20 protein-coding genes are annotated in these 21,526 nt (G+C 71.3%); 12 read left to right on the top strand and 8 right to left on the bottom strand.

Annotation, left to right across the window (positions count from 1 at the left end; all coding sequences use genetic code 11):
* Nucleotides 1–211: 211 nt before the first annotated feature.
* From EG812_RS01570 to EG812_RS01580, 3 genes are all read left to right on the top strand, one after another.
* Complete coding sequence (locus EG812_RS01570; protein WP_007072022.1) at nucleotides 212–439, top strand: helix-turn-helix domain-containing protein; 228 nt, start codon at nucleotides 212–214, stop codon at nucleotides 437–439.
* A 43-nt stretch (nucleotides 440–482) separates the two neighbouring features.
* On the top strand, nucleotides 483–1,250 hold the full coding sequence (locus tag EG812_RS01575; RefSeq protein ID WP_013734924.1) for an enoyl-CoA hydratase/isomerase family protein: 768 nt from the start codon (nucleotides 483–485) through the stop codon (nucleotides 1,248–1,250).
* Nucleotides 1,251–1,379: 129 nt separating this feature from the next.
* The gene (locus EG812_RS01580) at nucleotides 1,380–3,356 is read left to right on the top strand and encodes an ABC transporter ATP-binding protein (protein ID WP_043725241.1); all 1,977 of its coding nucleotides are present in this window, start codon (nucleotides 1,380–1,382) and stop codon (nucleotides 3,354–3,356) included.
* 24 nt (nucleotides 3,357–3,380) lie between these two features.
* On the opposite strand, the gene mug is transcribed toward EG812_RS01580, so the two are convergent.
* From mug to EG812_RS01610, 6 genes are all read right to left on the bottom strand, one after another.
* Nucleotides 3,381–4,022: a G/U mismatch-specific DNA glycosylase gene (gene mug, locus EG812_RS01585; RefSeq protein WP_013734922.1), complete on the bottom strand. Its 642-nt coding sequence runs from the start codon at nucleotides 4,020–4,022 to the stop codon at nucleotides 3,381–3,383.
* Nucleotides 4,019–4,780 carry an SDR family oxidoreductase gene (locus tag EG812_RS01590; RefSeq protein WP_126710525.1) on the bottom strand — a complete coding sequence of 254 codons (762 nt, stop codon included), beginning with the start codon at nucleotides 4,778–4,780 and terminating at the stop codon, nucleotides 4,019–4,021. Before EG812_RS01590 ends, mug begins: the two co-directional genes overlap by 4 nt.
* A gap of 83 nt (nucleotides 4,781–4,863) precedes the next feature.
* Complete coding sequence (locus EG812_RS01595; RefSeq protein WP_233579336.1) at nucleotides 4,864–5,379, bottom strand: SCO6045 C-terminal-like domain-containing protein; 516 nt, start codon at nucleotides 5,377–5,379, stop codon at nucleotides 4,864–4,866.
* Nucleotides 5,376–6,194 carry an MbnB/TglH/ChrH family RiPP precursor modification enzyme gene (locus EG812_RS01600; protein ID WP_126710526.1) on the bottom strand — a complete coding sequence of 273 codons (819 nt, stop codon included), beginning with the start codon at nucleotides 6,192–6,194 and terminating at the stop codon, nucleotides 5,376–5,378. Before EG812_RS01600 ends, EG812_RS01595 begins: the two co-directional genes overlap by 4 nt.
* Nucleotides 6,191–7,117: a TIGR04222 domain-containing membrane protein gene (locus EG812_RS01605; RefSeq protein ID WP_126710527.1), complete on the bottom strand. Its 927-nt coding sequence runs from the start codon at nucleotides 7,115–7,117 to the stop codon at nucleotides 6,191–6,193. The genes EG812_RS01600 and EG812_RS01605 overlap by 4 nt, the downstream gene beginning before the upstream one ends.
* Nucleotides 7,118–7,206: 89 nt before the next feature.
* Entirely contained in the window at nucleotides 7,207–7,779 is a 573-nt protein-coding gene (locus tag EG812_RS01610; RefSeq protein WP_013734917.1) for a TetR/AcrR family transcriptional regulator, read from the bottom strand.
* Nucleotides 7,780–7,933: 154 nt separating this feature from the next.
* On the opposite strand from EG812_RS01610, the gene EG812_RS01615 reads away from it, so the two are divergent.
* Both EG812_RS01615 and EG812_RS01620 read left to right on the top strand, forming a co-directional pair.
* The gene (locus EG812_RS01615) at nucleotides 7,934–8,578 is read left to right on the top strand and encodes an HAD family hydrolase (RefSeq protein WP_013734916.1); all 645 of its coding nucleotides are present in this window, start codon (nucleotides 7,934–7,936) and stop codon (nucleotides 8,576–8,578) included.
* A gap of 177 nt (nucleotides 8,579–8,755) precedes the next feature.
* Nucleotides 8,756–9,691 carry an RIO1 family regulatory kinase/ATPase domain-containing protein gene (locus tag EG812_RS01620; RefSeq protein ID WP_126710528.1) on the top strand — a complete coding sequence of 312 codons (936 nt, stop codon included), beginning with the start codon at nucleotides 8,756–8,758 and terminating at the stop codon, nucleotides 9,689–9,691.
* A gap of 50 nt (nucleotides 9,692–9,741) precedes the next feature.
* On the opposite strand, the gene EG812_RS01625 is transcribed toward EG812_RS01620, so the two are convergent.
* Complete coding sequence (locus EG812_RS01625) at nucleotides 9,742–9,990, bottom strand: DUF2630 family protein (RefSeq protein ID WP_013734914.1); 249 nt, start codon at nucleotides 9,988–9,990, stop codon at nucleotides 9,742–9,744.
* Nucleotides 9,991–10,443: 453 nt separating this feature from the next.
* On the opposite strand from EG812_RS01625, the gene EG812_RS01630 reads away from it, so the two are divergent.
* From EG812_RS01630 to EG812_RS01660, 7 genes are all read left to right on the top strand, one after another.
* Nucleotides 10,444–11,781 (top strand): cytochrome P450, encoded by a 1,338-nt coding sequence (locus EG812_RS01630; RefSeq protein ID WP_013734913.1) that lies wholly within the window; start codon nucleotides 10,444–10,446, stop codon nucleotides 11,779–11,781.
* 5 nt (nucleotides 11,782–11,786) lie between these two features.
* The gene (locus tag EG812_RS01635; RefSeq protein ID WP_043725228.1) at nucleotides 11,787–12,680 is read left to right on the top strand and encodes a terpene synthase family protein; all 894 of its coding nucleotides are present in this window, start codon (nucleotides 11,787–11,789) and stop codon (nucleotides 12,678–12,680) included.
* Complete coding sequence (locus EG812_RS01640; protein ID WP_158632475.1) at nucleotides 12,677–14,287, top strand: prenyltransferase/squalene oxidase repeat-containing protein; 1,611 nt, start codon at nucleotides 12,677–12,679, stop codon at nucleotides 14,285–14,287. Before EG812_RS01635 ends, EG812_RS01640 begins: the two co-directional genes overlap by 4 nt.
* Before the next feature lie 109 nt (nucleotides 14,288–14,396).
* Entirely contained in the window at nucleotides 14,397–16,964 is a 2,568-nt protein-coding gene (locus tag EG812_RS01645; RefSeq protein ID WP_126710530.1) for a sensor histidine kinase, read from the top strand.
* A gap of 89 nt (nucleotides 16,965–17,053) precedes the next feature.
* Complete coding sequence (locus EG812_RS01650; RefSeq protein ID WP_013734909.1) at nucleotides 17,054–17,476, top strand: roadblock/LC7 domain-containing protein; 423 nt, start codon at nucleotides 17,054–17,056, stop codon at nucleotides 17,474–17,476.
* Between the two features lie 5 nt (nucleotides 17,477–17,481).
* On the top strand, nucleotides 17,482–17,868 hold the full coding sequence (locus tag EG812_RS01655; protein WP_013734908.1) for a DUF742 domain-containing protein: 387 nt from the start codon (nucleotides 17,482–17,484) through the stop codon (nucleotides 17,866–17,868).
* A complete protein-coding gene (locus EG812_RS01660; protein ID WP_013734907.1) occupies nucleotides 17,849–18,451 on the top strand; it encodes a GTP-binding protein in 603 nt (200 codons plus the stop codon). Before EG812_RS01655 ends, EG812_RS01660 begins: the two co-directional genes overlap by 20 nt.
* A gap of 79 nt (nucleotides 18,452–18,530) precedes the next feature.
* Here the strand turns inward: EG812_RS01660 and EG812_RS01665 are convergent, their stop codons facing one another.
* A complete protein-coding gene (locus EG812_RS01665) occupies nucleotides 18,531–21,386 on the bottom strand; it encodes an aconitate hydratase (RefSeq protein WP_126710531.1) in 2,856 nt (951 codons plus the stop codon).
* Nucleotides 21,387–21,526: the final 140 nt, after the last annotated feature.

The following is a 21,526-nucleotide window of genomic DNA, read 5'->3' on the forward strand; positions in this document are numbered from 1 at the left end:
AGAAATTTGGGTCTGAAATCGCCTTCGGATCAGACGAAAAGCTCTTGATCAACGGGGCGGCCGGTGGGGTGGGGTGGGTTACCTATCGGGAAGCTGACATTGCATAGCGTGTCGGTTGGCGAATAGTTGATATCTGGCGCATGATCGTTCGAGACGGTCTAATAGGTGGGACCGTATCCGAACCGCACAGTCTGGGACGTGAGGACACAGCATGGCAGCCACGGGCACAGCCACCAGCACTGAGAAGGGTCGCCGGATCGTCGGAGCCGAGCGCCAGACGCTCGCCAAGGACCTGGTCAAGCGGTACACCGGGGGAGAGAGCATTCGTGCCCTCGCGGCCTCAACCGGCCGTTCCTACGGGTTCATCCACCGGGTACTCACCGAGTCCGGAGTGCAGCTGCGGCAGCGCGGCGGCGCGCGACGGCGTAAGAAGGCATGACGCGCCGGTTGACGGCGCCCATCGCCGTGACCCGGGCCGCCCGGTGACCACCGAGGCGACCGGGGTCCGGCTGGACTGCGACGGGCCGGTGGCCACAGTCACCCTGTGCCGGCCCGACGTGCTCAACGCGCAGACCCCGGCGATGTGGCGCGCGCTGAGCGAATTCTCCCGGGCCCTGCCCGGCGACGTACGCGTCGTGATCCTCCGTGGTGAGGGGCGCGCGTTCTCGGCCGGACTGGACCTGTCGGTCGCGGGTGCCTCCGGCCCGGATTCCTTCGCCGATCTGGCCGCCCTCCCCGAGTCGGAGTGCGCCGACCGGATCGCGGTCTACCAGTCCGCGTTCACCTGGCTGCACCGGCCGGACATCATCTCCATCGCCGCCGTGCAGGGCCACGCGATCGGTGCCGGCTTCCAACTCGCGCTCGCCTGCGACCTGCGGGTGCTGGCCACCGACGCCAAGCTGTCCATGGCCGAGGCGACGATCGGGCTGGTGCCGGACCTGGCCGGCACCAAGCGCCTGGTCGAACTGGTCGGCTACGCCCGGGCGCTGGAGATCTGCGCCACCGGCCGGCGGATGGACGCCGCCGAGGCGGACCGCATCGGGCTGGCCACAGTCGTCGTGCCCAACGCCGAGCTCGACGACACGGTACGGGATCTCGCCGCGGGTCTGCTCGCCAACAACCGCAACGCGGTCGTGGAGATCAAGGCGCTGCTCACCGGTGCTGCCGGGCGCAGCCATGCCGAGCAGCAGCGGGCCGAGCGGGAGGCGCAGACCCGGCGGCTGCGCGATCTCACGGGGCGCGGAGAATAGTAAGGACCGATCGGGAAGGTCCGGGTTACGTACGAGGTTGTCGTAGTCATCGGGAGAATCGACCCGACGGCAGTTTGACGTGCCGGCTCGAATGACGTGACGACCCCGGAGGTGGCGGTGTCCAACCACATGGCCGCTGGCGGCATGGGCGGTTGGGGCATGCTCCGGTCGATGCGCAGCCGTGACGAGATCTCCACCCACCGGCTCCAGCGCGGCGTGGCCGGGCGGATCGTGGCCTTCGCCCAGCCCTACCGGCGCGACATCGTCGTGTTCCTGCTGACGGTGGTCATCGCGGCGGTGATCGGCGTGGCCACCCCGCTGCTCGCCGGCGACGTGATCGACGCCATCACCCAGGGCGGTCCCGACGGCGGGTCGGTGGTGACCCGGCTGGCGCTGTTCATCGCCGGGCTGGCCGTCGCCGACGCGCTGCTCTCGCTGGCGCAGCGGTGGTATTCGGCGCGCATCGGCGAAGGCATCATCCTCGACCTGCGTACCCGGGTCTACGACCACGTGCAGCGGATGCCGTTGCAGTTCTTCACCCGCACCCAGACCGGTGCGCTGGTCAGCCGGCTCAACAACGACGTGCTGGGGGCCCAGCGGGCCTTCACCTCCACGCTGTCCGGCGTGGTCAGCAACGTGATCCAGCTGCTGCTCACCGCCGCGGTGATGTTCACCCTGTCCTGGCAGATCACCGCGTTGTCGCTGGTGCTGCTGCCGGTGTTCATCATCCCGGCCCGGCGGGTCGGGCGGCGGCTGGCCGAGATCACCCGAGAGTCGTACAACCTCGACGCCAAGATGAACGCGACAATGACCGAACGGTTCGGGGTCGCGGGCGCGTTGCTGGTCAAGCTCTTCGGCCGCCCGGACGCGGAGGCCGACCGGTTCGCCCGCCGCGCCGAGCGGGTCCGCGACATCGGCATCCAGTCGGCGATGTACTCGCGGACCTTCTTCGTGGCGATGATGCTGGTGGCCTCCCTGGCCCAGGCGCTCACCTACGGTCTCGGTGGTTGGCTGGCGGTCCGTGGTGACGTCAGCGCCGGCACCGTGGTCACCCTGGCGTTGCTGCTCACCCGGCTCTACGGTCCGCTCACCGCGCTGAGCAACGTCCGGGTGGACGTGATGAGCGCGCTCGTCTCCTTCGACCGGGTCTTCGAGGTGCTCGACCTGAAGCCGGCGATCACCGAGCGGCCCGGCGCGGTACCGGTGCCCAAGGGCACGGGCACGGTGGAGTTCCGCGACGTGCGGTTCCGCTACCCGAGCGCCGCGGAGATCTCGCTGGCCTCCCTCGAAGAGGTCGCCACGCTGGACCGTACGATCAACGAGCCGGTGCTCAAGGGCGTGTCGTTCAAGGTCGAGCCGGGTCAGATGGTGGCGTTGGTCGGCCCCTCCGGTGCCGGCAAGTCCACCCTGTCCATGCTGATCTCGCGCATCTACGACGTCACCGACGGGCAGGTGCTGGTCGGTGGGGTGGACGTACGGGACGCCACGCTCGCGTCGCTGCGCGACGAGATCGGCGTGGTCACCCAGGACTCCCACCTGTTCCACGAGACCATCGCGGAGAACCTGCGCTACGCCAAGCCCGACGCCACCGACGACGAGTTGTGGGCCGCGCTGGCCGGTGCGCAGGTCGCCGACCTGGTCCGGTCCCTGCCCGACGGGCTGGAGACGACCGTGGGTGAGCGCGGTTACCGCTTCTCCGGCGGCGAGAAGCAGCGCATCGCCATCGCCCGGTTGCTGCTCAAGGCGCCGTCGATCGTCATCCTCGACGAGGCCACCGCACACCTGGACTCCGAGAGCGAGGCGGCGGTGCAGCGGGCGCTGTCGGTGGCGCTGACCGGGCGTACCGCGCTGGTGATCGCGCACCGGCTCTCCACCGTGCGGGACGCGGACCAGATCCTCGTCCTCGACGGGGGCCGGATCGTCGAGCGGGGCCGTCACGAGGAACTGGTCGCCGTCGGCGGCCTCTACGCCGAGCTGTACCGCACCCAGTTCGCGGTGGCGGACTCGCCCAGCCCGTACGCCGACGCCGCGCACCCGGAACCGGTAGTCATCCCCACCCGCGAGTACGTCGCCGACGAGGCCCTGCCGCCCGCCGCCGCCAACTGACACGCGGGCTACCTGACCCGCGGGCTACCCGCCGGCGGGCTGTCTGCCGGTGGCCTCGCGGAGGGCGGCGAACGCCGCCGCGAGGGTTTCCGGCGTGTAGTGCGCGTTCAGACCGCTCGGATTGGGCAACACCCAGAGCTGGGCGGCGGCCAGCGGCTCAGGCTGCCGACCGAAGGTCGCCTTCGGTCGGGCGAACCCCACCCGGTACGCGGTCACCCCGACCACCGCCACCCAGCGCGGCCGGTAGCGGGCGACCTTGCCGGTCAACTCCCGCGCACCGGCCACCAGTTCGGCGGCGGTCAGCTCGTCGGCCCGGGCGCTGGCCCGGGCGACGATGTTGGTGATGCCCAGCCCGAGTTCGGGCAGGCTGTCCTGCTCACTGGGGTGCAGCAGACGCGGGGTGAAGCCGCTGCGGTGCAGCGCCGGCCAGAACCGGTTGCCCGGGCGGGCGAAGTGCCAACCGGTGGCCGCCGACCACAGCCCCGGGTTGATGCCCACGAACAGCACGTCCAGCCCGGTGCCGATGACATCCGGCAACGTCCTGTCGACGGCCGCGGCCAGGTCTTCGCGGCTGGGACGTGGATGCGGGCGGGGTGTCAACGCCGCACCCGACCCGGTGCCGCGTCGGGCCTTGCGGTGCTGCTCGGCGGGCGGTTCGACGGTCACAGGCCGCGCAGCGCGCCACCGTCGACCGGGAGGGTGATCCCGGTGAGGTAGCTCGCGGCAGGGGAGAGCACGAACGCGGCGACCCGCCCGAACTCTGCCGGCTCGCCGATGCGCCGCAGCGGGATGCCCGCCTCCGCCTCGGCCTGGGCCTGTTCCGGGTCGCCGCTGGCGGCGAAGAGTTCCCGGTTGCGATCGGTGAGGATGCGTCCCGGCAGCAGTCCGACCACCCGTACGCCGCGAGGGCCGTACTCGTCGGCGACGTCCTTGGCCACCCCGGCCAGCCCTGGCCGCAGGCCGTTGGAGATGCCCAGACCGGGCACCGGCGCACGGGCCGAGGTGGACAGCACCAGCGCGATCGCGCCGCCGTCGGGCAGCGCCGCGGCGACCGTCCGCACCATCCGTACGCTGCCCAGGAAGACCGTCTCGAAGGCGTGCCGCCACTGCTCGTCGTCGACCGAGGCGGCGCTGCCCGGCGTCGGCCCGCCCACCGAGACCAGGGCCCCGTCGAGCCGGCCGAAGTGCTGCTGCGCCGCCTCCACCAGCCGGCCGGGGGTGGCCGGGTCGGCAAGGTCGGCGGCGATGCCGACGGCCCGGTCCGGCCCGCCGAGGGCCGCGGTGGCGGCGGCCACCTCGTCGGCGCGTCGCGCCGAGAGCACCACCCGGGCACCGTCGGCCACCAGACACTGCGCGGTGGCGTAGCCGAGGCCACGGGAGGCGCCGGTGAGCACGTACACCCGGTCGGTCAGTCCCAGATCCATACCGCCGATCCTGCCGCAGCGCGCCCGCGCCGAGCGACCGGGGGTTGCGTCCGGGTGCGCTGCGGCAGGCGGTGTCGGCGCTGCTACCGGGCGGTGCGAAGCAGGCGTACCCGACCGGCGAGTTGCACGGCGACGGCCGCGCCGGCCCGGCCGACGGCGGGCCACCGGCGGCGGCGCGGTGCCTTGTCCCCGTCGTAGCGGTAGGCCGCCTCGCGGACGGCCAGTTCCTCGGCGCCGAGCGCCGGCAGCGCGTGGCGGGCGTGCAACGCGCGGGCCAGGTCCCAGCCGTCACGGAGCCCGCCGAGGGTGGGTCGATCCGCCGCCCACTCGGTGAAGGTCGCCGGCCAGTGCGGGGCGAGCCCTGCGGCCAACAGCGGCCAGTGGCGTGCCACCTCACCGGCCCGCTTGCGCAGCAACGCGGCCCGGGCAGCGACCAACGGGGCCGGCGCGAAGCCCGGCGGTGGCGGCCCGCCGGCCACCAGCGCCGCGACGAGTTCCGCCTGCCGTGCGGCAAGCGATCCGGACGGTGGCCGGCGGCTGTCGGGTGTGGCCGGGCGGTCGCCGGTGGGATCCGTCCCGTCGACGGGCGGGGCGCTCATGTGACCAGCGGGAAGCCGGTGGCGGCGGCCACGGCATCCAACTCGGCACGGAGCTCGGGGGCGGGTGGGTAGCGCCCGTCGCGTTCCAGCAGCACCGCCGGTGGGCGGTGCCGCGCGCACAGCTCGGTGAGCAGGTCCAGCACCGCCGGGGACACCGGATCGGTGTGTGTGTCGTGGTAGAAGCCACCCTGCTCGGCGCCGCCGGCCACGTGCAGGTACGCCACCCGTTCCAGGGGGAGGCGGTCCAGCAGGGCGAGCGGGTCGGTGCCCCGGTTGACGGCGTTGGCGTGCACGTTGGCGATGTCGAGCAGCAGCAGCGCGTCGGTGCGGGCCAGGATCTCGCTGAGGAACGCCGCCTCGTCGAGTTCGTCGTCGGGCCAGTCGAACAGCGCCGCGATCGGCTCCAACGCGATCGGCACCGGCAGTTCGGCCTGGGCCCGCGCGACGTTGGCGCAGACCGCGTCTACCGCCTCACGGGTACGCGGCAGCGGCAGCAGGTGCCCCGCCTCCAGCCCGCCGGCCCGGACGAAGGCGATGTGCTCGCTGACCAGTGGCGCGGCCAGCAGTTCGGCGACCGCCGCCAGGTGGGCCACCCGGGCCGGTTCGACCGGCTCGGCCCCGCCGAGGGAGAGCCGCACCCCGTGCGGTACGACGGTCACGCCGCGCTGTCGCAACTCGACAAGCGCGTCAGGCGGCGGACCGGTAATGGGCACCGACTCGGCGATCACCTCGACGAAGCGCAGGCCGGGCAGTTCGGCGACGAACCCGGCGATCTCGGGTCGCCAGCCGATGCCCACCCCGTGCGGGCCGGTCATCCGCCACACCCACCGCCGCCGCAGCCACCACCACCACCGTCACCGCTGCCACAGCCGCTCGCGCCGGCGGTGCTGCCTCCGCCGCAGCTGCCGCCCACCGTGCCTCCGCCGCCCGTCACCGCCTCACGCTGGATTTCGGCCTGCTGGGCGAAGGCCGGGTCCAGCGCCCAGAGCGAGGCGGTGCCGTAGAGCGCGACGGCCATGGCGGCTCCGGTGGCTCCGTAGACGGCGTACGCAGGGTTCGAGGCGGGCGCGAGGTGGCGGTTGCGTTGCCGCAGGCTGCGCAACGCGGCGTCGGCGGCCCTCGTCCGGCGGGGCACCCGGACGAACAGCACCGTGGTCAGCACCGCCAGCGCGCCGACGATGAACACGAGGTACCACACCGGACGGTCGTTGGCGATGCCGGCGACGATCCGTGCCACGCCGAGCGCCACCATCGCGGCCAGCAGCAGGGCGCCCAGCCGCAGCGCCGCCCGGCGTTCCGGGGTGACCAGCAGGTCGTGGCGGGACAGACCGTCGCGCAGTTGGTCGAGTGCTCGGGTCACCCATTCGGTACGCCGCAGTTGCCGGGCGGAGCAGCGCTGGCTGGCCGCGTAGTGCACGGCCTGGTCGAGTGGAGTGGCACCGGTCGACAGCGGGCCGTCGGCGGTGAGCTCGCCGCCAGGGCCTACGCCGAGCACGCCCTGGCTGCGCAGGCTGCTGACCGAGGACCAGACGGCCCGGTCCTCCCCGCCGGTGAGGTAGGCGACCTGCTGCGGGCCGAGTTGGTCGGCGGGCGGCGCGGAGCGGCCGGTCAGCGTACGCCGACGGAAGATCAGCACGCCGACGATGAGCACGACGGTGGCCAGCAGGTAGATGATCAGAAAGGTGCGACTGGGAACGCCCCAGGTGTCGAAATCGAAGTCTGCCGCGGGCTCGATCATGGCCAGCTCCTGTCGGGCGAGGGGACGCGCTTCATTGTGCGGCGACGATGCCAGCGATCGATGGTGGCCGAGGCGGGGTTACCTCGTCGTTACTTGCGGCGTACCGCTTCCTCGACCAGGTCGAGCACCGGACCGAGGTCACCGGCCGGTCGTCCCATCGCCAGGTGCAGCACCAACCCGTCGTAGGCGAGTTCGAGGAAGCGGGCCAGCACGTCGATCGGGATGTCCTCGCGGAGTACGCCGGCGTCGCGCTGGCGGGCCAGCCGCTCCCGGGTCGCCTCGGCGATGGCCGCGGACCGTTCCGCCCAGCGCTTGGCGAAAGCCGGGTCGGTACGCAACCGCCGGGACACCTCCAGTTGGCTTCCCAGCCAGCCGGTGGTGTCCGGGGAGACCGCCCGGGCGAGCAGGTCGCGCATCACCTGCACCAGACCGTTACGGGCGACCGTCTCCACCATGGTCGCCGCGTCGTCCTCGGCGACGGCGAGGAACAACGAGTCCTTGTCGCGGAAGTGGTGGAAGATGGCGCCTCGGGACAGCCGGGTCGCCTCCTCGAGGCGGCGTACGGTGGCGCCCTCGTAGCCGTGCCGGGCGAAACAGGCCCGCGCGGCGGCGAGAATCTCCTGTCGGCGGGCGTCGAGCTGATCCTGACTTACTCTGGGCACATCCTGATCGTCCCAGCCCACCAGGGGTTATGCAAACCGTACGTACGGCTTGGTACATCTGTCGAACAGGAAACCCGAATCATGCCCCGGTCCGTCATCAGCGCGTAACGTCCGGCCCTGTCGGGCGGGTACCCGATTACCGTAGGGTTCCCGAGTGCCGCTGCTCCTGCTGGACCTGGACAACACCCTGCTCGACCGGGCCGGGCCGTTCCGCACCTGGGCAGAGCGCTTCCTCGACGGCATCGGCGCACCCCCGGCCGACATCGACTGGCTGCTGTCCATCGACGCCGACGGCCTCACCGACCGCTGGGACGTCGCGGACGCCATCCGGGACCGCTACCGGCTGCGCATCCCCTCCATCGACCTGGTCGAGGAGTTGCACGACGGGGTCGTCGAGTTCACCCGACTCGATCCGTTGGTCGCCTGCGCGTTGCGGATCGCCGACGGCGCGGGCTGGATGCCGGTGGTGGTGAGCAACGGGGCGGTACGCCAGCAGGACGCCAAGATCCGGCGTACCGGCCTGGACCGGTACGTGGCGGACTGGGTGATCTCGGAGGAGGCCGGGGTCAGCAAGCCCAACCCGCGGATCTTCGCCCTGGCCGCCCAGCGGGTGCGGATGCCGCTGCGTGGTGCCTGGGTGATCGGGGACGGCCCCGAGGCGGACATCGGTGGCGCGACCGCCGTCGGCCTGCCCAGCATCTGGCTGCACCGGGGGCGGCGCTGGACGGACGCCCGTTTCGCCCCGACCGTCACCGTCGACACGGTGATCGCCGCGGTCGCCGCGGTCATGGACGCGTGAGACCAGCCGACGGTCGGTGACGAGAAAAGCGATTGACGCTGCCCCAGGGGCGCAGCGAGCATGGTCCGCGCATCGTGCACCCGGGCGCTCGCCCGGTCGAGGAGAGGGGGTCGGTCATGGCCGTCTTCGCAGGTCACTTCCTGCCTCCAGTCACCTCGACCAAGGGATACCAGCATCGTGCGCGATCACGATTTCTCGGCGCGGGAGCGCCACACCCGCGGCAAACGCCGCTTCGATGACGACGAACCACAGTTCCTGAAGCGCGGGCGGGCGCGCGGCCCGGTGCCGGCCGATGCCTCCGACGAACCCGACCCGGACACCGGCGCCGTCTGGTCCTCCTGGGACGACGCCGTACACGGTCCACAGCCTCATCCGGCCTGGCTGGTCACCGACCTGGCCGCGAAGGACACCGAGCTGGGGGTGCTCAAGACCGGCAAGGAGGCGGACGTCCACCTGGTCCGCCGGGCCGTCCCCGACAGTGACCGTTCCTGCGTGCTGGCGGCCAAGCGCTACCGCGATCCCCGGCACCGCCTCTTCCACCGCGACGCCGGATACCTGGAGGGACGCCGGGTCCGCCGGTCCCGGGAGATGCGTGCGATGACCGGTCGGACGGCGTTCGGCCGCCAGATGATCGCCGGGCAGTGGGCGGCGGCCGAGTTCGCCGCGTTGGCCCGGCTCTGGGAGATCGGCGAGCGGTACGGGACGGTGGCGGTGCCGTACCCGGTGCAGTTGCGGGACACCGAACTGATGCTGGAGTTCCTCGGCGATCCGGACACCGGGCAGGCCGCCCCTCGGCTGGCCGAACTGCGGCCGGCCGGAGCCGAGCTACGCGGGTTGTGGGAGCAACTGGTCGAGGCCCTGATGGTCCTGGCCCGGGCCGGGTACGCGCACGGCGACCTGTCGCCGTACAACCTGCTGGTGCACGCCGGGCGGCTGGTGCTGATCGATCTGCCACAGGTGGTGGACGTGGTGGCGAACCCGCAGGGGCGCGACTTCCTGGCCCGTGACGTCCGGGTCGTCAGCACCTGGTTCGCGGCCCGTGGCCTGCCGGCGAGCCTCGCCGAACCGGCCGCGCTCACCGGACTGCTGGCGCGCGAGGCGGGCCTGCGCTGACGGCCGGCTCCGGGTGGCGGCATCGGCAACCACCCGGAGCCGGTCCATCGCTACTGGAGGTACCGCTCGACCTCCGACACCGGTCGGGCACCTTGCGCCTCCGGGTCGCCGTGTGCCTGCCGCGCCGCACGGCGGCGGCGGAGCAGGTCCCAGCACTGGTCGAGGGACGCCTCCAGCTCACGGAGCCGGGTGCGTGCCTCGTCGTCGGTGCCCGCCTCGGTGGCCTGCGCGTCGGCGCGCAACCGGTGCTCCTCGTCGACCAGTTCGGAGATCCGGCTCAGGATGGTCTTGTCGTCCATCTCCTGAGCGTGGCACAGCGAGCCGGGCCACGCCTGGATTCTCCGGCGGTCAGCCGTGGCGCGGCGGGCCGGCCGGTGCCGATGACTTACATGCCGGACATGAAATAGATCACCCGGTCCGGACCTGAACCCACAGCCATCGATCGGTGCCTGGCCGTGGTCGCTGCCCCACGAAGGCCCTGCTGAGCTGGGCGGACGCGGTCGGGTCGCGCGCCGGGCCGGCCGGCGGCGCCCAGATCGGACCGGCCGGTGCCCGCCGGACGACGCTAAATCGGTTGTGGACAGCGGGAATGTCGACCATGAAGATTTCTCAGCACGCGACTAGTGACGGATGCCATATCGATGTCATGCTCATCGCAACCGTGGCATTTCGAAGAGTAACCCACACCCCGGGGGTCTGTGCGAGTGGGAACACACCACGTGACGACTGTCCAAACCCGACGAGCCGGATCCGTGCCGCTGCGGCACGTGTTGCCAGGCCTGTTGCGGGATCCGGCCCGCGCCCTGGTGGAGTGTGGTGAGCGGTCCGGTGGCGACATCGTGAAGCTCAACCTCGGCTCCTTCCGGCCCTTCCTCATCACCCACCCCGAACACCTCCAGCGCGTGCTGCGGGAAAAGGCCGAAAACTACGTCCGGGCCGGTGACGGGCTCCAGTGGCGGCCGCTCAAGCGGCTTTTCGGCGACGGCATCCTCAGCGACGGTGAACACTGGACGAACAGTCGACAGATCCTCCAGCCGCTGTTCACCGCCCGGCGCATCGACGGGCTGGTCGACCGCCTCGCCGTGGCGATCGAGGAGTCGATCGACGAGCTGGCCGAACCGGCACGATCCGGCCAGCCGGTGGACATGGGCAAGGTCCAGGCCCAGGTGGTCTGCTCAGCGATCATGCGGGTCTTCTTCGCGGACAAGATCTCGGTGCCGGACGCGATGCGGATCATGGAGGCGCAGGACGCCATCGCCTGGTCGGTGATGCCCCGGATCCTGGTGCCCTGGGCGCCGCTGGCCGCACCGATGCCCGGTGACCGCACGTTCCGCCGCGCCGTGCAACTCATCGACGACCTGCTGCTGCCGACCGTCCGGGCCGTGCGGGACACCGCCGACGAGGACGGCGACGACATCATCTCCACCCTGTGGCGAGGGCGCACCGAGGACGGTGGTCGGCTGACCGAACGTCAGGTGCGCAACGACACCGTGGCGATGGTGGCCACCACCACCGAGACCACGATCAGCGTGCTCACCTGGCTCTGGCCGCACCTGGAGCAGAACCCGGACATCGCCACCCGGCTCTACGAGGAACTCGACCGGGTCGTCGGCGACCAGCCGGTACGCGGACAGCACCTGCGCGAGCTGCGCTACACCCGGCAGGTGCTCGACGAACTGCTGCGGCTCTACCCGATCGGCTGGCTCTTCCCCCGGCTGGCGGTGCAGGAGGACGTCATCGGCGGGGTCCGGATCCCGGCCGGCTCCACCCTGGTGGTCAGTCCGCTGATCACTCACCGGATGACGCAGTTCTGGGACCGACCCGAGGTCTTCGACCCGGACCGGTTCCAGCCCGAGCTGGTCCGCGGTCGCCCCAAGTACGCACACTTCCCGTTCGGCGGCGGCCCGCACCAGTGCATCGGGATGCACCTGTTCTACCTGGAGGCGACCCTGATCGTCGCCACCCTGCTCAGCCGGTACCGGTTCCGGATGAGCCGCCCGAGCATCCCCGGGATCAAGGTGGCAGCCGCGCTGCGTCCGATGGACCGGGTCGAGGTCACCCTGCGGCCGGTGGCGGGTGTCGCGGCGTGACCCCGTTGACCGAGACGCCGCCGAGCATCGGCGGCGACCAGATGAGCGTGGCCGCGGAACAGGGACGCATCTGCGCCCTGGCCGCCAAGGGCCAGCGGGACCTGGCGAAGGTCGCCGCCGCCTACCCCGAACTGTTTCCCGCCAAGCCGTTCGACGCGACCCTGTTCGGCAACGTGGCCATGGCCATCGCCTTCGGCGCACCCTGGTGTGACGTCGCCCAGCTGCGGCTGACCAACCGGGCGGTGCTGTGGGGGTTCGCCGTCGACTGGCTGGTGGACCACGAGGCCCGCGCACGCGACGAGATCGACCGGCTGACCGCCCGCTGCCTCGCGGTGGCCGACGGCGCCACGCCGGAGCCCGGCGACGCCCTCGGCGGCTTCCTCGCCGAACTGCGCGACGAACTGGCCACCGTGCCGGCCTTCGCCGCCCATCGGGACCGCTGGCGGGAGGAGACCCGCAAGGTGCTCGCCGCCATGGCCCGGGAGTGGGACTGGAAGCAGAATCCCGACCAGCTGCCCAGCTTCGAGGAGTACCTCGACAACGCAGACAATCTGGCCTGCACGGTGGTCAACGTCGTGCACTGGATCCACACGGCCGATCCGGCGACCCTCACGCATCTGGACGCGATGCTCGCCGCCAGCGACCGGGTGCAGCGGATTCTGCGGCTCGTCAACGACCTCGGCACGTACGAGCGCGACCTGCGCTGGGGAGACCTGAACGCCCTGCTGCTCGTGCCGCGTACCGAGGTCGAGCAGCGCATCGCCGAACTGGTGGCGCAGGCCCGCCAGCTGCTGGACGGGCTGCGCGAGAACTGTCCGGTGCAGGCGGACTACCTGGCCCGGCAGATCGGCTTCAGCAGCGGCTTCTACCGCTCCACCGACTTCTGGGGGGTGCCGTGACGGCACCGACGCTCACCCTCGGCGCGGTCGCGGCGCCCGGGCTGACCGATGCGGTCGGTGACCTGCTGGCACAGCTGGAACAGCATCCGTACGGGCAGGTCAGCACCTCGGTGTACGAGACGGCTCGGCTGGTCGCCGACGCGCCGTGGGTGGACGGACACGCGCCGCGGCTGGCGTACCTGCTCGCCGAGCAGGGTGCCGACGGCAGTTGGGGCCCGGCCGGCGGGTACGCCCTGGTCCCGACGGCGAGTGCGGTGCAGGCGCTGCTCGCCAGCCTCGTCCGGGCTGATCCGCCCGACCCGGCCGGGCCGGGCCGGAGCGAGGTCGTCGCGGCGGCCACCCGAGGGCTGGCGGCACTGGTCCGGTGCCTGGGAGACGACGCGGCCGTGCCGGACACCCCGGCCGCCGACCTGATCGTCCCGGCCCTGGTGGCGCGCATCGAGGCGCACCTGACCGAGTTGGCCGGCGCGCCGACGCTGACCGACGCACCCGGTGCGCTGCCCGGGGTCGACAGGCGTCGGGTGGACGCGGTGGACGCGCTGCTGACCAGCGGTCGGCCGGTGCCCAGCAAGCTCTGGCACGCGTACGAGGTGCTCGGCCCGGCCGCCGCCACCCGCGACGACGTCGCCCCGGTCGACGGCGCGGTGGGTGCCTCGCCCGCCGCGACCGCCGTGTGGCTGGGCCATCGGCGCACCGACGACCCGGCGGCCCGGAGGTACCTCGACGCCGTGGTGGCCCGGCAGGGTGGCCCGGTGCCGTGCTGCACACCGATCACCGTCTTCGAACGGTCCTGGACGCTCGCCACGCTGGCCCGGGTGGGTTTGCCGGTCGACCCGGGCGCGCGACTGCTGGCCGAGCTGGCCGCCGCGCTCGGTCCGGACGGGGCGGCCACCGGGCCGGGCCTGCCCGCCGACGCCGACACCACCTCGACCGTCCTGTACGCCCTCGCCCGGCTGGGCCGCCCGGTGGACCCGGCCAGCCTGCTCCACTACGACCTGGGCAGTCACTTCTGCACCTGGCGCGGTGAGGACGGGCAGTCGGTCACCACGAACGCGCACGTGCTGGAGGCGCTGGGCTGGCACGCCCGACACGGCGCCGACCGGTACACCGCCCGGGTGGCGTCGTTGGCCGGCTGGCTGCGCGACGTGCAGGGACCGGACGGCCTGTGGACGGACCGCTGGCACGCCTCGCCGTACTACGCCACCTGCTGTGCGGTGTCGGCGCTGGCCGGACACGCGCCACCGGAGGTGGCCGACACGGCGATCGACCGTGCGGTGGAGCGTATCCTGGCCGACCAACGCGACGACGGCGGTTGGGGGCGGTGGTCCAGCACGGCGGAGGAGACCGCGTACGCGGTGCAGATCCTGCTGGGCAGCGGCCGGCCGATCCGGCCGGCGGTGACCGCGGCGGTGTGCCGAGCGGTCGGGCACCTGCGAGCCGACCGATCCGACTACCCTCCTCTGTGGCACGACAAGGATCTGTACGCGCCTATTCTCATTGTCCGGGCAGCGGTCATCGCGGCGCGAAAACTGGTCCTTGCCGTGGCACCGACGATTAACCAGGCTTTGTCGACGACGACACCTGAAGCCGGGCGGAGCAGGGCATGATCACCAGCGCTTGAGTTGGCGCGGTGACGCTGTTAGCGTGCGCCGGGGTCGATGTGCGTGACGCGCTGCTGACCGACCGATCAATTAGCTCAGGGCCAGGGACGGTGTAATGGGTTCCCGCAGTTCGAATCTGCGTACCAAGGTCGTGGCCCTATTGGCCTCGCTGGTGGCACTCTGGGGCTTCACCGCCTGGGTCACCGTCCGAGAGGGAGTCAACCTCGTCGGTGTGCAGGCACTCGACGTACGGGTGTTCGACCCCACCGAGCCGCTGTTGCTCCAACTGCAGCTGGAACGGCGCAACTCGGTGGTCTACCTGGGGCGGCCGGAGGAGTCACAGCGCGCAGAGCTGGAGAAACTGCGGCAGCGTACCGACGAGTTGGCCGGCGAGTTCGTCGAGTCCACGGACCACTGGCAGGTGAGCCTGCTCGGCAGCAAAGATCTGCACGAGCGAATCGACGCGCTGAACCGGGGACTGTCCGTGCTCTCGGAAACCCGCACCGCCGTCGATCGGCGCAATATCAGCCGCAGCGAAGCCATGACGGCGTTCACCGAGCTGATCGAAGCGATCTTCGAGGTCTACGACGAACTCGGCAATCTCGATGACGACGAGGTCGCCGAGAACACCGCTCAGCTGATCCGCCTCAACCGCGCTCGGGAACTGGTGTCCCAGGAGGACGCCATGCTCGCCGGAATCCTGGCCGCCGGTCGGATCACCCAGACCGAGCGGGCCGAGTTCACCCGCGTGGTCGGTGCCCGACAGTTCCTCGCGGAGCAGGCGGTCGTCCGGCTGCCAGAAACCGACCAGCGCCGTTACGAGCAGATGATGGCCGGCGCCAACTTCACCCGGCTGGCCAACCTGGAAAACCAGGTCATGCTCGCCACCGGCACCTCACGCCCGCCGTTCGACAGCCAGAAGTGGAACGAGGCCTCCGCCGCCGCACTCGTCGAGATCGGCGACGTCGTGCTGGCCGGTGGTGACGAGATCGTCAAGCGGGCCACTCCGGTGGCCATCGGCGTCATCGTCCGGCTGGTCCTCGCCGCCGGCCTCGGCCTGCTCGCCGTCATCGCCTCGGTGGTCGTCTCGATCACCACCGCGCGGGCCCTGGTGCAGCAGCTGCAACGGCTGCGTGACGCCGCGATCCAGCTCGCCGACGAGCGGCTGCCGAGCGTGGTCGAGCGGCTCGGTCGCGGTGACCAGGTGGACGTGGCCAAGGAAGCGCCGCCGTTGCGGTTCGGTGACGACGAGATCGGCCAGGTGGGTAAGGCCTTCAACGTCGTGCAGGAGACCGCCATCCGTACGGCGGTGGAACAGGCCGAGCTGCGTCGGGCGGTACGCGAGGTGTTCCTCAGCCTGGCCCGGCGTACCCAGGCCCTGGTGCACCGCCAGCTCACCCTGCTGGACGCGATGGAGCGGCGGGAGCACGACGCGGAGGAACTGGAGGACCTGTTCCGCGTCGACCACCTCGCCACCCGGATGCGGCGCAACGCCGAGAACCTGATCGTGCTCTCCGGCTCGACGCCGGGCCGCGCCTGGCGACGCAGCGTGCCGATGGTCGACGTGATCCGTGGTGCGGTCGGTGAGGTCGAGGACTACACCCGGGTCACCGTGTTGCCCATCGGCGGGGTGTCGCTCGCCGGCCGGGCGGTCGGTGACGTCATCCACCTGCTCGCCGAGCTGATCGAGAACGGGCTGTCCTTCTCCCCGCCGCACACCAGCGTCGAGGTACGCGGGCAGTTGGTCGCCAACGGTTTCGCCATCGAGATCGAGGACCGCGGTCTGGGCATGACCGAGGAGGACCTCGCCGCCGCCAACCACCGGATCGTGGACCAGTCCGAACTGAACCTCGCCGACGCCTCCCGGCTGGGCCTCTACGTGGTGAGCCGGTTGACCGACCGGCACGGCGTACGGGTCCGGCTCAAGGAGTCCGCGTACGGCGGCACGACCGCCGTGGTGCTGATCCCGAGCAACCTGATCATCGTTGACGGCAGCGAGCCGGAGGCCCTCGCCGGACCGGACGCCGACACGTCGACCCGGTCCGCCGAGCCGGTGCCGGGGACCGCGGTGCAGCGGTCGGCCGCGCCGGTGGCGTTGGCCGCCCCGGCACAGCCGCCCGCGCCCCGTCCCGACCGCGACGTCGACGATGAGCACCGGGGCGCGGACCGACGTGCGGCCGACAGCCCGGCGGAGGTCCACCTCAGCGCGACCGACACCAGCGAAGGTGGGCTGCCGACCAGGTCCCGGCGTCGACCCGGACACTCCGCACTGGACGGGCCGACCATTCCTATCAGCCTGCCGGTCACCGGATCACCCGGGCCCGGGCTGCCGCAGCGTCCACTCGACACCCGTGACCAGCCGGCCGATGTGCCGGCCCCGGCGGGCGGTGCGCCGGCGGCGACCGAGCCCGGTGAGGCCGGCCTGGTCGAGTCGGTCCGCACCGAGTCGGGCCTGCCGGTCCGCATCCGGCAGGCCAGCATCACGCCGGCCCTGCGGGCCGAGCCTGAGGCCGCGGAGGAGGACGAGGACGTGATCCGCGAACCCGAACAGGTTCGACGAATGATGAGTTCGTACCAGACGGGCACCCGGCGTGGCCGCACCGACGCGGCCCGGCTGCTCGGTGGTGGCGGTCGGCCCGGCGACGCGGACGAGTCTGACGGCGCCGACCAACAGGAGTCCTGACCGGGGTGCAGGTCGTGCGGCGATCCGCCCGACCGACGGTCAGGACCAGATGAGCACGGCGATGAGCCGGGGGAGAAGAGGACGACGAAGTGGCGCAGAAGACGGCTTCGAGTGCCGACCTGACGTGGTTGCTGGACGATCTGGTCGGCCGGGTCAAGCAGGCCGAGCACGCGGTCGCACTGTCCGCCGACGGTCTGCTGATGGCCTCGTCGCAAGGGCTCAGCCGCGACGACGGCGAGCACCTGGCGGCGATGGCGGCCGGCATCCAGAGCCTGGCCCGAGGCGCGGGAAAGCGGTTCGGCGGCGGGCAGGTGCAGCAGACGATCATCGAGATGCAGTCCTCGTTCCTGTTCGTCACAGCCGCCGGTCGCAACGCCTGTCTCGCGGTCCTGGCCAGTGAGGACGCGGATGTCGGACTGATCGCGTACGAGATGGCCATGCTGGTCACCCGGGTCGGCAAGTTCGTCGCGTCGCCGACACGATCAGCCGAGCAGACCAACGGGGAGAAGTAACCCAGATGACGGTGCAGGGAGAGCCCGCCGACCACCAGTGGGTCGATGACCATGCCGGTCCGGTGGTCCGCCCGTACGCGGTCACCGGCGGCCGGGCTCGCCCGGTGACCGGCACGTTCGACCTGATCTCGCTGGTGATGGCGACCCGGACGGACGTCTCGCCGGAGATCGGGTTGGGCCCGGAGCACCTGGCGATCGTCGGTCTGTGCCAGCGGATGCAGTCCGTCGCCGAGATCGCGGCCCACCTCGACCTGCCGGTCGGCACCGTGCGGGTGCTGCTCGGTGACCTGGTGGCGCGCAGCTTGGTTCAGATCCGGGAGCCACACGGCACCGTCGGCGTTCCCGACAACAGCATCTTCGAGGCGGTTATCAATGGACTACGGGCACTCTGAGCGGCCGTCGGGCGCGGTCGCGTTGCCCACGGCGATCAAGATTCTGGTCGCGGGTGGATTCGGGGTGGGTAAGACCACACTGGTCGGCGCGGTCAGCGAGACGCGTCCACTGCGGACCGAGGAGGTGCTTACCGAATCCGGGGTGGGCATCGACGACCTGTCCGGCGTCGAGGCCAAGCGCACGACGACCGTGGCGATGGACTTCGGTCGCATCACCATCAGCGACGACCTGGTGCTGTACCTGTTCGGCACCCCCGGGCAGGACCGGTTCTGGTTCGTCTGGGACGAGTTGGCGCTGGGCGCGATCGGCGCGGTGGTGCTGGCCGACACCCGCCGGCTCGCCGACTGCTTCCCCTCCATCGACTACTTCGAGGGGCGTGGCACGCCGTTCCTGGTGGCGGTGAACTGTTTCGAGGGGGCGCGGCACTACCGGCTCGACGAGGTGCAGGCCGCGTTGAACCTCGACCCCGAGGTTCCGGTGCTGCTCTGCGACGCCCGGCAGCGCGAGTCGGCCAAGGAGGTGCTCATCACGCTTGTGGAACACGCGATGAAGCTGCGCGAGGCCCGCCGCAGCGCCGACTGAGCGGTGTCGACCTGCACCTGAACGACCGAAGGGGCTCCTTCCCGCCTGCGCGGGAGGGAGCCCCTCGGACTGTCGGACGTCAGTTGGCGATCATCCGCCGCAGCACGTACTGCAGGATGCCGCCGTGGCGGTAGTAGTCCGCCTCACCCGGGGTGTCGATCCGCACCACCGCGTCGAACTCCACGCCGGTGTCGGTGGTGACCTTCACCGTACGGGGGGTCGAGCCGTCGTTGAGCGCGGTCACCCCGGTGACAGTGAACGTCTCGGTGCCGGTCAGCCCCAGCGAGTCGGCGTTCTCGCCGGCCGGGAACTGCAACGGCAGGACGCCCATGCCGATGAGGTTGGAGCGGTGGATCCGCTCGTACGACTCGGCGATGACCGCCTTCACGCCGAGCAGCATGGTGCCCTTTGCCGCCCAGTCCCGCGAGGAGCCGGAACCGTACTCCTTGCCGGCCAGGATGACCAGCGGCACGTCGGCGGCCTGGTAGGCCATCGAGGCGTCGTAGATGGAGGCCTGCTCGCCGGTCAGGTGGTTGACCGTGTAGCCGCCCTCGACCCCGGGCACCAGCTGGTTACGCAGCCGGATGTTGGCGAAGGTGCCCCGGATCATCACCTCGTGGTTGCCCCGACGCGAGCCGTACGAGTTGAACTCGTGCCGCGGCACGCCGTGCGCGGCGAGGTACTCGCCGGCCGGGGAGTCGGCCTTGATGGAGCCGGCCGGGGAGATGTGGTCGGTGGTCACCGAGTCACCAAGCTTGGCCAGCACCCGGGCACCGGCGATGTCGGTCACCGGGGTCGGCTGCTGCGCCATGCCCTCGAAGTACGGGGGCTTGCGCACGTAGGTGGAGTCACCGTCCCAGGCGAAGGTGTCGCCGGTCGGGGTGGGCAGCGACTGCCAGCGCTCGTCACCGGCGAAGACGTCGGCGTACGCGGCGCTGAACCCGGTGGCGCCGATCGCCGAGGCGATCACGTCCTGGATCTCGGCGGTGCTCGGCCAGATGTCGCGCAGGTAGACCGGGTTGCCCTCGCTGTCCTCACCGATCGGCTCGTTGGCCAGGTCGATGTCCATCGTGCCGGCCAGCGCGTACGCCACCACCAGCGGCGGGGACGCCAGGTAGTTCATCTTGACGTCCGGGTTGATCCGGCCCTCGAAGTTCCGGTTGCCGGAGAGCACCGAGACGACCGCCAGGTCGGCCTCGTTCACCGCGGCGGAGATCTCCTCCGGCAGCGGGCCGGAGTTGCCGATGCAGGTGGTGCAGCCGTAGCCGACCAGGTGGAAGCCGAGCTTCTCCAGGTACGGGGTGAGGCCGGCCCGCTCGTAGTAGTCCATGACGACCTTCGAGCCCGGCGCCAGGGTGGTCTTCACCCACGGCTTGCGGTTGAGGCCCTTGTCCACCGCGTTGCGGGCGAGCAGCGCCGCGCCGATCATGACCTGCGGGTTGGAGGTGTTGGTGCAGGAGGTGATCGCGGCGATCACCACCGCGCCGTGGTCCAGCTCGTAGGTGTTGCCGTCCTCACCGGTGACCCGGATCGGGTTGCTGGCCCGCCCGCCCGCGCCGACCGCGGCGGTCACCAGGTCACGCGGGGCGTCGGCCGGGTCGTTGACGCCGTTGGCGGGGGAGTCGCTGGCCGGGAAGGACTCGGCGCTGGCCTCGTCGGCCGGGCCGGCGGTGCCGAACGGCGTCTCCTGCTGCGGCACACCGGGCTCGCGGCCCGGGTCGCCACCGGTCTCGTCGGCGGCCACGTAGTCGGTCAGCGCGGCGCGGAACAGCGTCTTGGCGCTGCCCAGCGGCACCCGGTCCTGCGGGCGCTTCGGACCGGCGAGGGAGGGCTCGATGGTGCTCAGGTCGAGCTCCAGGCGCTCGGAGTACTCCGGCTCGGCCGCCGGGTCGTGCCAGAGGCCCTGCTCCTTGGCGTACGCCTCGACCAGCGCGACCTGAGACGCGTCGCGGCCGGTCAGCTCCAGGTAGCGGACGGTCTCGGCGTCGATCGGGAAGATCGCCACGGTGGAGCCGTACTCCGGGGACATGTTGCCGATGGTGGCCCGGTTGGCCAGCGGCACCGCGCTCACACCCGGCCCGTAGAACTCGACGAACTTGCCGACCACCCCGTGCTTGCGCAGCATCTCGGTGATGGTGAGCACCAGGTCGGTGGCGGTGGTGCCGGCCGGCATCTCACCGGAGAGCTTGAAGCCCACCACCCGGGGGATCAGCATGCTGACCGGCTGGCCCAGCATCGCGGCCTCGGCCTCGATACCGCCGACGCCCCAGCCCAGCACGCCCAGGCCGTTGACCATCGTGGTGTGCGAGTCGGTGCCGACCACGGTGTCCGGGTACGCCTGACCGTTGCGCTCCATGATCGTACGCGCCAGGTATTCGATGTTGACCTGGTGCACGATGCCGGTGCCGGGCGGGACCACCTTGAACTCGTTGAACGCGGTCTGGCCCCAGCGCAGGAACTGGTAGCGCTCCTTGTTGCGGGCGTACTCCAGCTCGACGTTGCGCTCGAAGGCGTCCTCGCGGCCGAACAGGTCGGCGATGACCGAGTGGTCGATGACCAGCTCGGCGGGGGCCAACGGGTTCACTTTGGTGGGGTCGCCGCCGAGGTCGCGGACGGCCTCACGCATGGTGGCGAGGTCGACCACGCACGGTACGCCGGTGAAGTCCTGCATCAGCACCCGCGCCGGGGTGAACTGGATCTCGACGTTCGGGTCGGCGTTCGGGTCCCACGCGCCCAGCTGGCGGATGTGCTCGGCGGTGATGTTCGCGCCGTCCTCGGTCCGCAGCAGGTTTTCCAGCAGGATCTTCAGGCTGTAGGGGAGCCGTTCGTGGCCCTCCACCTGGCTGATCTTGAAAATCTCGTAGCTCGCGTCTCCGACGCGTAGCTGGGTCTTCGCACCGAAGGTGTCGAGGCTCGCCACGTCGTACTCCTTCACACCAGCGACCGTGAGTAGTCCTGAGCAGTCTTTCGCACCGGCCGGGGCGCCGCCGTGGTTAGGGGACACTTACCGCCGATTCTCCCTGTCAACAAAACCGTACGTCCGTCTTGCTATGAGCGCAACCCGGTGTCATCGTG

The sequence above is a fragment of the Verrucosispora sp. FIM060022 genome, from assembly GCF_003977705.1.
GTDB lineage: Bacteria > Actinomycetota > Actinomycetes > Mycobacteriales > Micromonosporaceae > Micromonospora > Micromonospora gifhornensis.

Bases quoted from the DNA above. Each gene is read 5' to 3' on its own strand.
- EG812_RS01570 (WP_007072022.1), top strand. From the start codon at position 212: ATGGCAGCCACGGGCACAGCCACCAGCACTGAGAAGGGTCGCCGGATC.
- EG812_RS01580 (WP_043725241.1), top strand. From the start codon at position 1,380: ATGGCCGCTGGCGGCATGGGCGGTTGGGGCATGCTCCGGTCGATGCGC.
- EG812_RS01590 (WP_126710525.1), bottom strand. From the start codon at position 4,780: ATGGATCTGGGACTGACCGACCGGGTGTACGTGCTCACCGGCGCCTCC.
- EG812_RS01595 (WP_233579336.1), bottom strand. From the start codon at position 5,379: ATGAGCGCCCCGCCCGTCGACGGGACGGATCCCACCGGCGACCGCCCG.
- EG812_RS01600 (WP_126710526.1), bottom strand. From the start codon at position 6,194: ATGACCGGCCCGCACGGGGTGGGCATCGGCTGGCGACCCGAGATCGCC.
- EG812_RS01605 (WP_126710527.1), bottom strand. From the start codon at position 7,117: ATGATCGAGCCCGCGGCAGACTTCGATTTCGACACCTGGGGCGTTCCC.
- EG812_RS01625 (WP_013734914.1), bottom strand. From the start codon at position 9,990: ATGGACGACAAGACCATCCTGAGCCGGATCTCCGAACTGGTCGACGAG.
- EG812_RS01645 (WP_126710530.1), top strand. From the start codon at position 14,397: ATGGGTTCCCGCAGTTCGAATCTGCGTACCAAGGTCGTGGCCCTATTG.
- EG812_RS01655 (WP_013734908.1), top strand. From the start codon at position 17,482: ATGACGGTGCAGGGAGAGCCCGCCGACCACCAGTGGGTCGATGACCAT.
- EG812_RS01660 (WP_013734907.1), top strand. From the start codon at position 17,849: ATGGACTACGGGCACTCTGAGCGGCCGTCGGGCGCGGTCGCGTTGCCC.